The following is a 14,805-nucleotide window of genomic DNA, read 5'->3' on the forward strand; positions in this document are numbered from 1 at the left end:
GGAGGAAATAAAGATGACAGTTGAATGGACATCAGTACGTCAGTATGAAGACATTTTATACGAAACATATAACGGAATCGCTAAAATTACGATTAACCGTCCGGAAGTGCACAATGCATTCCGTCCAAAAACAGTAATGGAATTGATCGATGCATTTGCTTATGCTCGTGACGATGCAAGCGTTGGAGTAATTGTATTAGCAGGTGCTGGAGATAAAGCATTTTGCTCAGGCGGAGACCAAAGAGTTCGCGGCCACGGCGGCTATGTAGGAGAAGATGAAATTCCACGTCTAAACGTTCTAGATTTACAGCGTTTAATTCGCGTAATTCCAAAGCCGGTTGTTGCGATGGTATCAGGCTATGCAATTGGTGGTGGCCACGTTCTTCACGTTGTATGTGACTTAACAATTGCAGCGGATAACGCAGTCTTTGGACAAACAGGTCCTAAAGTTGGAAGCTTCGATGCAGGATATGGCTCTGGTTACTTAGCTCGCATCGTAGGTCATAAGAAAGCGCGTGAGATCTGGTTCTTATGCCGTCAGTACAACGCTCAAGAAGCACTAGACATGGGATTAGTAAACACAGTCGTTCCATTAGAACAGCTTGAAGCTGAAACAATTCAATGGTGTGAAGAGATGTTAGAAAAAAGTCCAACCGCTCTTCGTTTCTTAAAAGCAGCATTTAATGCTGATACGGATGGCTTAGCTGGTATCCAGCAATTTGCGGGTGACGCAACGCTTCTTTATTACACAACCGATGAGGCAAAAGAAGGTCGCGATGCATTTAAGGAAAAACGCAATCCAGACTTCCAACAGTTCCCACGTTTCCCTTAAACAGCTGAAACAGCTTGGTGATTATCATCAGGCTGTTTTTTCAATTTAATTTAGTTAATCAGTATAAAAAGGAGAGAAATTCATGAGTAGCCAAACGATTCCCAATGGGCTTATGCAAAGAGCATATTTGACGCCAAATCGAGTGGCGGTAGAAACACCGCAAACGTCTCTTACGTTTCAAGAGCTTCATAAACGTGTTCAAAAAGTAGCACATCAGCTTTCGTTTAACGGTGTAAAGCAAGGCGATACGACTGCTTTATACATGAAAAATAGCGTGGAGTTTATTGAGATTTTACATGCGGTTTCTTATATTGGTGCAAAGTTGCTGCTCGTCAACACGCGTTTGACAAACGAAGAAATTAATTATCAGCTAACAGATGCAAACGTGTCGTTGCTTATTACGGATGAAACATTTTTAATGAGAGAATTCCAAAGTTCCATTACTCAGCTTACTTTACCTGCTTTAAAAAGTTCTCCAGAAGCAGAAACGGATTTTCAAAAAACGTGGAATCTCGAGGACACATTCACCATTATGTATACGTCTGGAACAACAGGTCATCCAAAAGGAGTGCTGCAGACATATGGAAATCACTGGTGGAGTTCCGTTGGCTCAGCGCTTAATTTAGGATTAAATGAAAAAGACTGCTGGCTTATAGCGGTTCCTTTGTTTCATATTAGTGGCTTATCTATTTTAATGCGGAGCGTCTTTTACGGAATGAAAATCATTTTAGAAGAACGGTTTGAAGCAGGAGCAGTAAATGAAGCGATTGAAAACAAAGAGGTAACGATTATTTCGGTTGTCACTTCCATGCTGTCTAATATGCTCGATGAGTTAGGGGAACGAAAATATCCGCATACGTTTCGGTGCATGCTTTTAGGAGGAGGACCTGCACCGCTTACTATTTTAGAGGCTTGTGTGAATAAAGAAATTCCTGTTTATCAAACGTATGGAATGACAGAAACATCTTCACAGTTCGTTACGCTTTCACCTGAAGATAGTTTGCGAAAACTGGGATCAGCAGGTAAACCGTTATTTCCATGTGCAATGAAAATTGTAGATGAAAAAGGAAATGAGACCAGCGAAGCAGGAGAAATCATTGTTAAAGGTCCAAATGTTACAACAGGATATTTAAATAAACCTGAAGCTACTGAAAAAGCCCTTCAACAAGGCTGGTTCTATACAGGAGATATCGGGAAAGTGGATGAAGAAGGCTTTCTATATGTGTTAGACAGACGTTCAGACCTTATTATTTCAGGTGGAGAAAATGTATATCCAGCTGAAATTGAAAATGTTTTGTTGAAGCATCCCGCTGTTAAAGAGGCCGGTGTAACGGGAGTAGCTGATGAAAAATGGGGACAAGTGCCAGCTGCATGTATTGTTGTAAACGAAGACGTTTCAGATGAAGAATTATCTTTACACATTCAACAATTTTTAGCAAAGTACAAACTTCCAAAGTATTTCGTTCGAGTAGAGGAGCTGCCGCGAACGGCTTCTAATAAAATCATACGCCGGAAGCTATCATCTTTCATACAGAAAGGGAGCTAATCGATGATTATAAAAAAAGTACACCTTTATAAAATTGACATGAAGCTTCTTTCTCCTTTTTCAACAAGCTATGGTACAGTGCAGGATCGAGAATTGATTTTGCTTGAAGTAGAAGATGAAAAAGGATTTACAGGGTGGGGAGAAGTAGTTGCTTTTTCATCTCCTTGGTATACGGAAGAAACGATTCAAACATGTTTTCATATGTTAGACGATTTTTTAATTCCCTCGCTTCTTCATCAGCAGCTTCAAAAACCAGAGGATGTTCAAAAGTTATTCAAACCTCTAAAGCGAAATAACATGGCTAAAGCAGCTTTGGACTGTGCTGTATGGGATTTGTATGCAAAGAGGCAAAACAAGCCGTTATCTGAAGTAATTGGAGGAGTAAGGTCTGCTGTAGAAGCTGGAGTGGTAGTTGGCTTAAATGATATTTCCATAATGAAAGAACAAATAAAGACTTACATGAAAGATGGCTATAAGCGCTTTAAAGTGAAAATTAAGCCGGGTGCTGACTATGAGCTACTGAAACAAATTCGAGATGAATTTCCAAACATTCCTCTTATGGCTGATGCCAATTCAGCCTATACGTTAAGCGATAGTGATTCATTGAAGAAACTAGATGACTTGAATTTAATGATGATCGAACAGCCGTTAAGTTCTGATGATATCCTTGATCATCGATTGTTACAAAAGCAAATGCAGACGCCAATTTGCTTAGATGAAAGTATTGTGAGCTATGAAGATACACGTCATGCAATTGAACAAAGAAGCTGTAAGATTATCAATGTGAAAATCGGTCGAGTTGGCGGAATGTCCGTAGCAAAGCAAATTCATGATTTGTGCGCCCAGCATGGTGTAAGACTTTGGGTTGGAGGAATGTTAGAAGCCGGCATTTCACGTGCTCATAACATCGCCCTTGCGACATTGCCTTCTTTCACGATACCAGGTGATATTTCTGCGTCGTCTCGCTATTGGGAAAAAGATATTATTAAGCCCGAAGTAGAGGTAGAAGCCGGAGTAATAAAGGTGAAGGGAAAACCGGGGATAGGATACGATATTGATAAAAACTTTATCAAAACAATCACAGCATTTGAAAAAGAATACAAATAATTAAAAACCGTTTTTTATGTAAAACGGTTTTTTTATTGAGGTTGTCAATGTTTAGTAGAAAAATAGGACAAATTTTTTAAAAAGAGCACATTGTTCCATCAAGCGTGTCAAAACATGTTATGATGGAATAGTTTGATGAAAAAAGTCGAAGGATTTTATCGTAAAAAACAAAATTATTTTTGAAAATAGGTTGATAGTTTTCTAAGTTGTCCTATATAATGTGTTTATAACATAACACAATATGTTGTTTTGAAATCGATAATAAAATACTATATTTTGTGTTTTCCAGTGAAAAAGGTGTCTGATAAAAAGACTTAAAAGGGAATTTGGTGAAAATCCAAAGCTGTCCCCGCAACTGTGAATGCTGATGAAATAAGGAGATCCACTGTGAGTAAACATCATGGGAAGGCCTTAAAGTAAAAAGAAGCATAAGTCAGGAGACCTGCCTTTTTTATGTCGTTTTATCTTCTTCGGGAGGTGAGAGGGTAGAGCGAGGATTGAGAAAAGACTTAGTGTCTTCTTCTATCTTCGTTCTATTCGCTCACCGAGGTACGGTGAGCGATTTTTTATTTTGAAGTGAAGAGAGGAGCCATATTTATGGTGAATACATTAAAGCCTACAATTCTACATGAATTAACTGCATATATTGAACGTTTAAAAAAAGAATTTACGCAGCTTGATTTTTCTTTGTATGAGGAAAAGGTTATTCAAACTGTTACAGTAAAGGAAAATATGACGGACGAAAAGGTTGCAAACGTCCTAATTTTAGCAGCCTTAGAGCGTATTTCAATGGAAGAACCAGATTGGACGTACGTAGCGGCAGACGTCTACTTAAACGAACTATATCGAAAAGCAGCGGACAACCGAGGCTATGATAAAAAAGAGAAATACGGTTCGTTTTATCAGCTTATTCAAGAACTAACAAAAATCGGTATTTATAATAAACAGCTATTAAAAACATATACAGAAGAAGAAATTAATGAAATTGCTTCAGTCATTATTCCTGAACGCGATCGTTTATTTACATACATTGGATTGTTGACATTAGCAGATCGCTATTTAGCGACATCACATGATAAGCGCGTATACGAATTACCGCAAGAACGTTTTCTTATCATTGCTATGACGCTGATGTCTCAAGAAAAGAAAGAAAATCGAACAGCATTAGTAAAAGAAGCGTACTGGGCGCTTTCTAGTCTATATATGACGGTTGCCACACCAACGCTTTCAAACGCAGGAAAGAGCTACGGACAGCTATCTAGCTGCTTTATTGATACGATTGATGACAGCTTACGCGGTATTTATGATAGCAATACAGATTTGGCCACGCTTAGTAAAAATGGAGGCGGAATTGGTGTCTACCTCGGTCATATTAGAAGCCGAGGAAGTGATATAAAAGGTTTTAAAGGCGTATCATCAGGAACAATTCCATGGATGAAACAGCTAAATAATACGGCTGTAAGTGTCGATCAGCTAGGTCAACGACAAGGAGCTATTGCCGTATATTTAGACGTATGGCATAAAGACATCTTTTCATTCTTAGACGCGCGGTTGAACAATGGTGACGAACGCCAGCGCACGCATGATTTATTCACTGGCGTATGTTTGCCAGATTTGTTTATGGAAAAAGTAGAAGCACGTGAAGATTGGCACTTATTCGATCCTCACGAAGTTCGTACGCTGATGGGCTACTCGTTAGAAGATTTTTATGATGAAGAAGAAGGCAGCGGTTCATTCCGCACTCGTTACGCTGAGTGTGTAAATAATGAACAGCTTTCAAGAGAAACAGTACCTGCTATTGAAATCTTCAAGCGCATTATGCTTTCGCAGCTTGAAACAGGGACGCCTTATATGTTCTATCGTGATACGGTTAACCGAGCTAATCAAAACCGCCACGAGGGCATGATCTACTGCAGCAACTTATGTACAGAAATTACGCAAAACCAAAGCACAACGGTCGTAACAGAGGAAATTACGGAAGACGGAAAAATTATTATTACAAAGAATCCGGGCGATTTTGTTGTATGTAATCTTTCGTCTATCAACTTAGCGAGAGCCGTAACTGAAGATGTGCTTGAACGTTTAATTCCAATTCAAGTACGCATGCTTGATAATGTTATTGAGTTAAATGATTTGCCGGTACTTCAAGCAAAACTAACAAACCAAAAGTACCGCGCAGTAGGGCTTGGCACATTTGGTTGGAACCATTTGCTTGCCTTAAAGAAAATAGCATGGGAAACAGATGAAGCGGTAGCATATTGCGATGAATTGTATGAGCAAATCGCTTACTTAACCGTACAGGCAAGCATGAACTTAGCTAAAGAAAAAGGCGCATATCCATTATTTAAAGGCTCAGATTTTGAGTCAGGCGCTTATTTTGAAACACGTAAATACACAAGCGAAGCGTGGAGTGAACTGCGTAACGAAGTTCAAAACAATGGGATAAGAAATGGCTACTTAATGGCTGTAGCACCTAATTCATCAACATCTATTATTGCGGGTTCTACTGCAAGTATTGATCCGATTTTCCGTAAGTTTTATTCAGAGGAAAAGAAAAACTATAAAATCCCGGTGACGGCACCGGATTTATCGCCAGCAACAAACTGGTATTATAAGTCCGTTTATTTAATTGATCAGCACTGGAGCATTAAGCAAAACGCCAAGCGCCAGCGCCATATTGATCAATCCATTTCATTCAACTTATATGTACAAAATGATATCCGAGCAAAAGAGCTGCTGGATCTTCATATGACGGCATGGAAAGAAAAGTTAAAAACGACCTACTACGTACGTTCAACATCAAGTGAAGTCATTGAAGAATGTGAAAGCTGTCATAGTTAAAAGGAGTGAATAATTGATGACAAGCATGTTAAAACGAGAATTAATGAATGAAACAGCTCCGAACCGTTCGACAGGAATCATCAACGGCAAGAGCTCAAATATTCTAAACTGGGATGACGTCCGATTTTCATGGGCGTTCCCTAAATACAAGCGTATGCTAGCTAACTTCTGGACGCCGTTTGAAATTAATATGGGTCAAGATATTAAGCAGTTCCCTCAGTTAACGGCTGACGAACAAGAGAGCTTTTTAAAAATTATTGGCTTGCTGGCGCTACTGGACAGTATTCAATCAGATTATGCTAGCAAAGTAGCTGATTATGTAACCGATTCTTCGATTAATGCTTTAATGATTATTTTAGCGCAGCAAGAAGTGGTTCATAATCATTCGTATTCATATGTTTTATCAAGTCTTGTACCAAAAGGAAAACAAGATGAAGTATTTGAATACTGGCGCACAGACGAAAAGCTTCGCGCTCGAAATGACTTTATTACAAACGGATATAAAGCATTTAGCGAAGAAGCAACGGTTGAAAACTTTTTGAAGTCTATGGTATATGATGTTATTTTAGAAGGCCTTTTCTTCTATAGTGGATTTGCGTTCTTCTATAATCTTGCGAGAAATCAAAAGATGGTGGCGACATCTACGATGATTAACTATATCAATCGTGATGAACAGCTTCACGTTGGGTTATTTGAAAAGATTTTCAAGGAAGTACTAAATGAAAATCCAGCTTATCGTACGGAGGAGCTAGAAACGTTTGTAGTTGAAACGTTCCAAGAGGCAGCTCGTCTTGAAATTGAATGGGCGGAATCTGTTATCGGAGAAAAATTCGACGGCATCACGATGAAAGAACTGCAGCAGTATATTGAATACATGGCTAATAAACGCTGTAATCAATTAGGCTTCGGCCGAGCTGCTTTCCCAGAAGCACCGATTGAAAATCCCCTTCGTTGGATTATTGCTTACCAAGAGGTAGATTTAGGGAAAACGGATTTCTTTGAACAGAAATCACGACAATATACAAAAGCATCAGATGCGAATGGATTTGATGATCTATAAACACAAAAGCTGACTAATTTTCTTATTGATTAGTCAGCTTTTTTTAAGTGAATAAGTCCAAGTTCTAACGCACGTGTAGTAATTAAGTCATCAATTTCTTCTGGAATGTTTTCAAGTGTTCCCCATTTGTATGTCCATAAATGAGTGAACGATTGTACATAGATTGGAAAGGTTTGTTCATTTGCTTTTATTGCTTCTTCTTTAAAAAAATGAATCAGTTGTTCAGTTTTCATATTAGTCTCCTTTTTTATGATTTTGAAGAGAGAAAAAAGACAACCCAGAGGCTGTCCTTTTGCGGGTTACGCTTCAGTTGGCTTGAACGTTTTACAGTCTGTTTCATAACTGCTTGCTGCATGTTTTCCGCTATGACTTACCACGTAAATTTCTTCTGCGCTGCAGTGATTTCCATTTTTCCAAAAGTGACAGTTATTTACTTCACAAAGAATGTTTTGTTCCAACGTTAACCCTCCTTCGTATGTGATAGCTATAGTATGGTCAAAATTCAACCAACTTATAAGAAAGGTGGTAGACTTTCATTTTAATTGAGAATTTTTATCAATTAAACATTGACAAAGAGAATCATTCTCAATTAAACTGTGTATATAGTAAAGAATACAAGTTGTTGGCAAATCATTAAATGAATAATTAATTGGGAGGGAACAAACATGTCATCAGTTATGGTTGTAGGAGGAGACAGGTTAAAGCATATTACAGATCGTTTAGCGGGAGAAGGGTTTAATGAAGTCATTCATTTAGATGGCCGTAAAAGCAATATGGTGAAGCGAGAAATACCCGAACATATTGGGTTTGTATTAGTTATTACGGATTTTATTAATCACAATATGGCAAAAGTCATTAAAGAGAAAGCAAAAAAACAAAAAAAACCCATTTATTTCGTCAAACATTCATGGAGTGCTATTCGTAGAGTAATTGAGCAGATTTCATGATTTAATTTTTACTTATTATTGAGAATGAATTTCAATTAGGGTGGTGAGACATAGGTGGAACCGATAAAAGTACATATAAAAACACTCTCTAACGACCACGTCGAACAATTTATTCGATGTCCGTACAAATTTTATCAGCAGCAGCTTCTTTTGAAAAAAACATCTATAGATTGGAAACAGCTCGTTCAAGTAACTGTCCATCAAATCATTAAAACATACTATAGCAAGCCGGTTGAGTATCGCTCAAACCTCTATGTTTTACAGCTTATTGAAAAATATTGGCGCCTAAAGCCAAATATGTTTTCATCACCCGTTCACTATTACGATGTGTTAGCTAAAGTAAGCGATTATTTACTAAGGTTTTTAGGAAAGAAAGCACATGTGGAACTACCGCTTTTTGTGTTTGAGAAATACAGCGTTTATGTAGAAGAAATTCAAAGCAACCTTTCTCTAACCATTGATTTTGCTGCATGGACAGAAAAATCTTATACGCTAACAAAATTCATTCTAGATGACCATGAAGAAGTGAAAAACGCAATGAAAGACTTTATTATCGTTTTTTCGAAACAAGCTTTTAAAAAGGTTCCTGAACAAATTCGTTTTTATTCATTATTAACTGGAGAAACAACAACTTATCATATTGCCCCAGACGATTATCAAAAAGCCATACTTCAACTACATATTGTCAAAAGTGTGTTAATGGAACCAAAACATTTTCAAAAGAATTATGCATCCAGTGAGTGTGAAAACTGTCCTCTTCAACAAGAATGTGCTGAAGAAGGGGATGTGCGGCCAACACTGCTGGTGTAAAGGAGCGTTGTTTACATGAAGGAAATCTTACTAGCTTATGCGAGTATGTCAGGTAACACAGAAGCGATAGCCGATTTGATCGAAGAAGAATTAGTCAAGCATGGATTGCATGTAAAACGAGCAGAAGTATATGACATTGATGCTTCTGACCTTGTATCCGCGGAATCTATTATCTTTGGAGCTTATACGTGGGGAGATGGAGAGCTGCCAGATGATTTTTTAGATCTTTATGATGAAATGGATGATATAGATCTCACTCAAAAGCAGATGGCTGTATTTGGCTCAGGTGATTCCTCATATGATGTTTTTTGCGGAGCAGTTGATTTAATTGAAGAAAAAATAAAGGAACGCAACGGAAATATAGCCGTTCCCGGTTTGAAAATTGAGCTCTCTCCCTTTGGAGAAGATGTAGAAAAATGTAAGGTATTTGCTAAAGATTTTGCTGAAATAGTAGCAAAATCTGCTGCTTCATAAGAAAACCCGGTCAAGTGCTGACCGGGTTTTTAATATGGCTTCTTTTTGCTGTATTCTTTATTATCTTTCATAAATAGACGCCAGAAATAAAAGAATCCAGGAAATAAAATCGCAAAGCCAACAATATACACAATAAATAACGAATGGAACGCATCGGGATGTGTAAATCCATTCTCAATCGTTACGTTTGGATACACGACATACGGTAAATGACTTCGTCCGTATACGTAACTTGCTAAGAAATATTGAAGGACGATTGATACCACGGCTAAACGAGGCATTCCTTTTCCTTTTTGAGAAGGAAGCAGCAGAGCAATACCAGCTACTACAAATAGACCTACAGATCCGTAAAGAAGAGGCTTAAACTGCATCATTTTATCATATAACCAGCTGGCTTCTGATTGCATTGTAATCATAATAAAGATAGCCATTAGCAGTGAAAGAGGTCCTGTAATGAGCGCATCGCGCCGATAGACCGCATAAGCTTCCATTTCGTCAGATGACTTCGAGTAATCTGCTAATAAAAGAGACGAAAGAAACAGGGAAGAGGTAATGGCAAAACCAATAAATGAATAAACGTGCGGACTTGAAAACACTCTTGCTAAATTTAATCGCTGCGTGCCGTCAATTACATCAATAAATCCCCCTTGACTTACTGGCAGTACGGCGATTAAAAAAGCAGGAATTAACACGCCAGAGATACCGGATATATAAACTAACGCTCTCCGATATTTGAAGCTGCTAGCATAGTGTGAAAACACTAAAAATCCGCTTCGAATAGATAAGAGAAGTAAAATGATACTTCCCGGTACTAGTAGCACTGTTCCAAGCGTAAATGTAGCTCGAGGAAAAAAGCTAAACAGCGCAACAACAATCGCAACGATAAATACATTGGTTACTTCCCAAGTAGGCGATAGATATCTGTTTGCTACATCTGTAGCATTTGTTTTCGTACGGTTAATATATACCATCGACCAAAAACCAGCTCCAAAGTCCATCGTTCCCATTACGGCATAGATAAAAATGAAGCCCCATATTACAGTAATTGCTAGTAATGAATCACCCATATTCTCACATCCTTTTTAATCTGCTTGCGCAGCAAGCTCTTTAGAAAGCGGATTTCTTCTGAAATAAAACACCAGTACAAGGGCGACTGCGGCCACAAGTACGATATAAACAAGCAAAAATAAAAAAAATAGAATATGCAAATTAGCAGAAGTAGTAACAGCTTCTGATGTACGCATTATGCGGTAAATGACCCAAGGCTGTCTTCCTGTACATGCAAAAATCCATCCGAATTCAATGCCCATGATTGCAAGAGGACCGGTTGCGACAAATGCCCACATGAAAATTTTCGGGAAGCTTTTCTTCTTTAAAAACTTGTACCAAACAACGCCCACTAGCGCCACTAAAATTAAAATCGATCCGATAATGACCATACCGTTAAACAAGGTATGCACAAAAAGCGGCGGCCAATAATCCCTAGGGAAGTCATTGAGTCCAGTAATCACTGTATTAAAGCTATTACCCGACAAGAAGCTGAGCATCCATGGAAACTCAATTCCATACTTGACTCGCTGTTCTTTTTCATCTGTAAATCCGCCTAAAGCTAATGGCGCATGATCTTGCGTTTCAAATAGACCTTCAGCTGCTGCAAGTTTTTCGGGTTGATATTCGTATACTTTTTGCATAGATTCATGTCCATTCAAAGCCGTTACAAAAGAGAAAATCCCGCCGATTACTAATCCCATCATCAACGCTTTATGATGAAACTTATATTCTCTTGGATTATGTTTTCGCGCACGAAGCATTTTAAAGGCAGCGACTGAAGCAATGACGAAGCCTCCGGTTGTATAAGCAGAAACGGCTACGTGACCGGACGTTACAAAGAAGCTCGGATTAAAGAAAGCTGCCCAAGGATCTACGCTTACAATGTCTCCATTTAAAATTCGAAAGCCAGCAGGTGTCCCTTCAAATGCATGCACGTTGGTAATTAAAACGGCAGAGGCAAGTGCTCCTATTGCTACTAAAATCAGACTGATAATCCTCATTTTTCGAGAAATACGGTCCGCTGCGTATACGTAAATAGAGAGAAACAGAGCCTCAATAAAGAAAGCATAAATTTCAATTTGAAAGGGAAGAGCCATTACTTTTCCTACAATTTCCATAAAACCCGGCCAAAGCAACGCTAGTTGTACACCAGCAATTGTTCCCGTAGGAATAGCGACTCCAAGCAGGACGGCAGCTCCTTTTGTCCAGCGCTGTGCCATAAGTTCATAATCTTTATCTTTTGTTTTGTAGTAAAGAATTTCAGCCAATAAAATCATGAGAGGAATGCCAACACCAAGGGTGGCAAAAATGATATGTACTCCCATGTTCAGGCCAAACATTGAACGTGCAGTAACTAAATGATCCATTCATTTTTCAACCTTTCCAGTAAAGTATTGATAAACCTTATTGTCCACTTTTTACCACGCTTTATGCATCGGAATTGGTAAAACATATCACTTGATAATAGTAATCATTACGATTATAATGAACGTATATTGTTTTAAAGGAGAGATATTTTATGAAAACCAATATTCATCCAGACTATCGTAAAGTTGTATTTATGGACACAAATAGCGGAACATCATTTTTATCAGGATCTACAAAACAATCAAATGAGACCGTTCAATGGGAAGATGGCAACACATATCCGCTTTTAAAAGTTGAAATCAGTTCGGATACACATCCATTTTATACAGGAAAACAAAAATTTGCTGATAAAGGCGGCCGTGTAGAACGCTTTAAGCAAAAATATAAATTACAATAAAAAAACTAGCCCGGAGGCTAGTTTTTTTATTAATATAATACTTTTTTCAACGTATCAATGTTGTGTTGCATAATGGAGAAATAATCTTCTTTATTTTTAACATCGTTTTTTGTTAATGACTCTAAGTTATGAAGTGTTAAAGCTTGAGCTCCTACTTCATTTTTTACAAGCGTAGACACTTTAGGCTTTAAATTTTGGTCAAAGATAAAGTATTTGATATGGTCTTTTTTTGCTTGTTTTACGATGTTTTCTAATTGTTTTTGAGACGGCTCATTTGTAGGAGATAAACCCGCTACGCTAATTTGCTTTAAGCCGTATCGTTTTTCCCAGTAGCCATAGGCTGCATGTGATACTAAAATTTCTTTATGAGGTGCGTCGCCAATTGTTGTTTTTAACTCTTGGTCCACATCTTCAAGCTGAGTCTTTAACGCTTGGAAGTTCTTTTCAAACTCTGCTTTTTTATCTGGTTTTAATTCAATAAGTTCGTCTTTAATATTTTCTGCTAATTGAATAGCTAAAACAGGATCAAGCCAAACGTGAGGGTCTGTATCTCCGTGGTTATGCTCTTCTTCATGGGCATGTTCGTCTTCGTGGGCATGCTCATCTTCAGAACTCTTTGCTAATTTAATTCCTTTTGCAGCTTCTACTAAAGCTACATCTTCATTTTTAAGTGTAGACTGTGCTTTATCTGCAAAACCTTCAAGTCCAATTCCTGAGTAAACAAATGCGTCCGCGTTGGCGATTTTGACCATTGTTTTTGTTGTAGGCTCAAATGAGTGCGCATCTACACCGGTTGGTAAAATGCTTTTAGCTTCTACATATTTTCCACCGATTTTTTCAGTAAAGTCCTGTAAAGGGTAGATTGTTGTATAAACTTCTAATTTTTTGTTTTTATTATCAGATGCGTTATTTGCACTGCTTGAACTGCACCCTGCAAGAGCTGTTCCAATTCCTAATGCCAGCACCATTAAAAGTGGTTTGAATTTCATTATGTTGCTCCTTCCGTTTGTATCGTAACCATTTATGACCTATGTTATTATATCGTAATTATTACGATTTGAAAACTAAAAATTTACGCGCTTACTGTAAACTTCGGAAGGGGATCTTTGAGAGTAGCCCAATCTTGATTCATTTCCTCATTTGTCAGCAAACAGCGGTCTAAAGTTTCAATTATTTCCGCTTTGTTCATATCAATACCAATGAACACGAGCTCGTTAATACGATCTCCAAATTGTTCATCCCATTTTGCTCGTAATTCAGGCTCTTCTTTTAAGGTTTGTTCTCTTTCTTCCGGTGCGTAAGTTGCTATCCATTCACCTGCTGCTTGAATCATAATGGACGTACCCGCTTGAGAAAGAAGTCCTGCCATATTATTACGCGAAGCAAGCCAGAAAAATCCCTTTGCACGTACGATATCAACCGGCCAGTTCTCTAACCATTTCATAAAGCGTTCAGGATGAAGGGGACGATTCCTTCTGTATACAAAAGAAGAAATACCAAACTCTTCCGTTTCAGGCGTATGGTGTTCCTCATTTAATTCTTTAATCCATCCGGCTCCTTGACTAGCTTTTTCAAAGTCGAATAAGTCAGTATGAAGTATGGCTTCAAGGCTTACTTCACTATTAATTGTTTGGATAACAGTGGCTTCTGGATTTAATTTGTGAAGAACAGCTTGCAGCTCATCTGCATCATCTTTTGTTAACAAATCAACTTTGTTTAATAAAATGACGTTTGCAAATTCAATTTGATCGATTAATAAATCAATCACTTCTCTTGTATCGTTTTCATCTGTTCCTTCTTTGCGGTCTAATAAGCTTTCGCCGGATGAAAAGTCTTCCCAAAAGCGATTAGCATCTACCACAGTGACCATCGTATCTAACGAACATTTCTGAGTTAAATCAATGCCAAGCTCTTCATCAATATAAGTAAATGTTTGAGCAACAGGGATCGGTTCGCTGATTCCGGAGGATTCAATGACAATATAATCAATATCACCATTGTCAGCTAGGCGTTCTACTTCTTTCATTAGATCGTCTCGGAGCGTACAGCAAATACAGCCATTTTGCATTTCAACAAGTTTTTCTTCTGTTCGAGAAAATCCGCCTTGTTTAACTAAGTCTGCATCAATATTTACTTCGCTCATGTCATTGACAATGACCGCGACCTTTAAACCTTCTTTATTTTTTAAAATATGGTTCAAAAGCGTTGTTTTACCTGAACCAAGGTATCCGCTTAAAACGGTAACGGGAATTTTTTTCACTGTTTTAACCTACTTTCTTGTCTTTAAATAATAATGATTACGATTTAACACTTTTCATCTTATAGGAAAAAGTATTATAATACAAGAAAGAATTTTTTTTATGAAGGAGAAGA

The 14,805-nt window shown here is 37.9% G+C and carries 15 protein-coding genes and 1 riboswitch; of the genes, 9 read left to right on the forward strand and 6 right to left on the reverse strand.

Features of this window, described 5'->3' with window-relative positions:
• Positions 1-13: 13 nt before the first annotated feature.
• From menB to AC2YJL_RS00085, 5 genes are all read left to right on the forward strand, one after another.
• On the forward strand, positions 14-832 hold the full coding sequence (gene menB / locus AC2YJL_RS00065) for a 1,4-dihydroxy-2-naphthoyl-CoA synthase (protein ID WP_013085280.1): 819 nt from the start codon (positions 14-16) through the stop codon (positions 830-832).
• A gap of 82 nt (positions 833-914) precedes the next feature.
• The gene (locus AC2YJL_RS00070) at positions 915-2,378 is read left to right on the forward strand and encodes an o-succinylbenzoate--CoA ligase (protein WP_230933702.1); all 1,464 of its coding nucleotides are present in this window, start codon (positions 915-917) and stop codon (positions 2,376-2,378) included.
• Positions 2,379-2,381: 3 nt separating this feature from the next.
• The gene (gene menC / locus AC2YJL_RS00075; RefSeq protein WP_230933701.1) at positions 2,382-3,485 is read left to right on the forward strand and encodes an o-succinylbenzoate synthase; all 1,104 of its coding nucleotides are present in this window, start codon (positions 2,382-2,384) and stop codon (positions 3,483-3,485) included.
• Positions 3,486-3,763: 278 nt separating this feature from the next.
• Positions 3,764-3,949: riboswitch (cobalamin riboswitch) on the forward strand.
• Between the two features lie 133 nt (positions 3,950-4,082).
• Positions 4,083-6,326, forward strand: coding sequence for a ribonucleoside-diphosphate reductase subunit alpha (locus AC2YJL_RS00080; protein ID WP_115655009.1), 2,244 nt, complete (start codon positions 4,083-4,085; stop codon positions 6,324-6,326).
• A gap of 16 nt (positions 6,327-6,342) precedes the next feature.
• Positions 6,343-7,386, forward strand: coding sequence for a ribonucleotide-diphosphate reductase subunit beta (locus AC2YJL_RS00085; RefSeq protein ID WP_013059560.1), 1,044 nt, complete (start codon positions 6,343-6,345; stop codon positions 7,384-7,386).
• Positions 7,387-7,415: 29 nt separating this feature from the next.
• On the opposite strand, the gene AC2YJL_RS00090 is transcribed toward AC2YJL_RS00085, so the two are convergent.
• The gene (locus AC2YJL_RS00090; protein ID WP_013059559.1) at positions 7,416-7,619 is read right to left on the reverse strand and encodes a hypothetical protein; all 204 of its coding nucleotides are present in this window, start codon (positions 7,617-7,619) and stop codon (positions 7,416-7,418) included.
• A gap of 66 nt (positions 7,620-7,685) precedes the next feature.
• A complete protein-coding gene (locus tag AC2YJL_RS00095; RefSeq protein ID WP_013059558.1) occupies positions 7,686-7,844 on the reverse strand; it encodes a DUF1540 domain-containing protein in 159 nt (52 codons plus the stop codon).
• A 207-nt stretch (positions 7,845-8,051) separates the two neighbouring features.
• On the opposite strand from AC2YJL_RS00095, the gene AC2YJL_RS00100 reads away from it, so the two are divergent.
• Genes AC2YJL_RS00100 through AC2YJL_RS00110 form a run of 3 tightly spaced genes read left to right on the forward strand, consistent with a single transcriptional unit; the run spans position 8,052 to position 9,617 of the window.
• Positions 8,052-8,333 carry a DUF2325 domain-containing protein gene (locus AC2YJL_RS00100; protein WP_487374608.1) on the forward strand — a complete coding sequence of 94 codons (282 nt, stop codon included), beginning with the start codon at positions 8,052-8,054 and terminating at the stop codon, positions 8,331-8,333.
• Between the two features lie 54 nt (positions 8,334-8,387).
• Positions 8,388-9,143, forward strand: coding sequence for a hypothetical protein (locus tag AC2YJL_RS00105; protein WP_230933700.1), 756 nt, complete (start codon positions 8,388-8,390; stop codon positions 9,141-9,143).
• 15 nt (positions 9,144-9,158) lie between these two features.
• Positions 9,159-9,617 carry a flavodoxin gene (locus AC2YJL_RS00110; protein ID WP_098599933.1) on the forward strand — a complete coding sequence of 153 codons (459 nt, stop codon included), beginning with the start codon at positions 9,159-9,161 and terminating at the stop codon, positions 9,615-9,617.
• 29 nt (positions 9,618-9,646) lie between these two features.
• Here AC2YJL_RS00110 and AC2YJL_RS00115 read toward each other — a convergent pair whose 3' ends face one another.
• Together AC2YJL_RS00115 and AC2YJL_RS00120 are read right to left on the reverse strand one after the other, a co-directional pair.
• Entirely contained in the window at positions 9,647-10,684 is a 1,038-nt protein-coding gene (locus tag AC2YJL_RS00115; protein ID WP_050688658.1) for a cytochrome d ubiquinol oxidase subunit II, read from the reverse strand.
• A 15-nt stretch (positions 10,685-10,699) separates the two neighbouring features.
• A complete protein-coding gene (locus AC2YJL_RS00120; protein ID WP_013085272.1) occupies positions 10,700-12,034 on the reverse strand; it encodes a cytochrome ubiquinol oxidase subunit I in 1,335 nt (444 codons plus the stop codon).
• A gap of 152 nt (positions 12,035-12,186) precedes the next feature.
• Between AC2YJL_RS00120 and AC2YJL_RS00125 the strand changes: the two genes are divergently transcribed.
• Positions 12,187-12,432, forward strand: a complete 246-nt coding sequence (locus AC2YJL_RS00125) for a type B 50S ribosomal protein L31 (protein ID WP_013059552.1) — start codon at positions 12,187-12,189, stop codon at positions 12,430-12,432.
• A 29-nt stretch (positions 12,433-12,461) separates the two neighbouring features.
• Here the strand turns inward: AC2YJL_RS00125 and AC2YJL_RS00130 are convergent, their stop codons facing one another.
• Complete coding sequence (locus tag AC2YJL_RS00130) at positions 12,462-13,421, reverse strand: metal ABC transporter substrate-binding protein (protein ID WP_230933699.1); 960 nt, start codon at positions 13,419-13,421, stop codon at positions 12,462-12,464.
• Between the two features lie 83 nt (positions 13,422-13,504).
• Positions 13,505-14,692: a GTP-binding protein gene (locus AC2YJL_RS00135; protein ID WP_195695779.1), complete on the reverse strand. Its 1,188-nt coding sequence runs from the start codon at positions 14,690-14,692 to the stop codon at positions 13,505-13,507.
• Between the last annotated feature and the right edge of the window lie 113 nt (positions 14,693-14,805).

Source organism: Priestia sp. SRI_019 (assembly GCF_057586255.1).

Bases quoted from the DNA above. Each gene is read 5' to 3' on its own strand.
- menB (WP_013085280.1), top strand. From the start codon at position 14: ATGACAGTTGAATGGACATCAGTACGTCAGTATGAAGACATTTTATAC.
- AC2YJL_RS00120 (WP_013085272.1), bottom strand. From the start codon at position 12,034: ATGGATCATTTAGTTACTGCACGTTCAATGTTTGGCCTGAACATGGGA.
- AC2YJL_RS00110 (WP_098599933.1), top strand. From the start codon at position 9,159: ATGAAGGAAATCTTACTAGCTTATGCGAGTATGTCAGGTAACACAGAA.
- AC2YJL_RS00125 (WP_013059552.1), top strand. From the start codon at position 12,187: ATGAAAACCAATATTCATCCAGACTATCGTAAAGTTGTATTTATGGAC.
- AC2YJL_RS00115 (WP_050688658.1), bottom strand. From the start codon at position 10,684: ATGGGTGATTCATTACTAGCAATTACTGTAATATGGGGCTTCATTTTT.
- AC2YJL_RS00090 (WP_013059559.1), bottom strand. From the start codon at position 7,619: ATGAAAACTGAACAACTGATTCATTTTTTTAAAGAAGAAGCAATAAAA.
- AC2YJL_RS00100 (WP_487374608.1), top strand. From the start codon at position 8,052: ATGTCATCAGTTATGGTTGTAGGAGGAGACAGGTTAAAGCATATTACA.
- AC2YJL_RS00080 (WP_115655009.1), top strand. From the start codon at position 4,083: ATGGTGAATACATTAAAGCCTACAATTCTACATGAATTAACTGCATAT.
- AC2YJL_RS00070 (WP_230933702.1), top strand. From the start codon at position 915: ATGAGTAGCCAAACGATTCCCAATGGGCTTATGCAAAGAGCATATTTG.
- AC2YJL_RS00130 (WP_230933699.1), bottom strand. From the start codon at position 13,421: ATGAAATTCAAACCACTTTTAATGGTGCTGGCATTAGGAATTGGAACA.
- menC (WP_230933701.1), top strand. From the start codon at position 2,382: ATGATTATAAAAAAAGTACACCTTTATAAAATTGACATGAAGCTTCTT.
- AC2YJL_RS00085 (WP_013059560.1), top strand. From the start codon at position 6,343: ATGACAAGCATGTTAAAACGAGAATTAATGAATGAAACAGCTCCGAAC.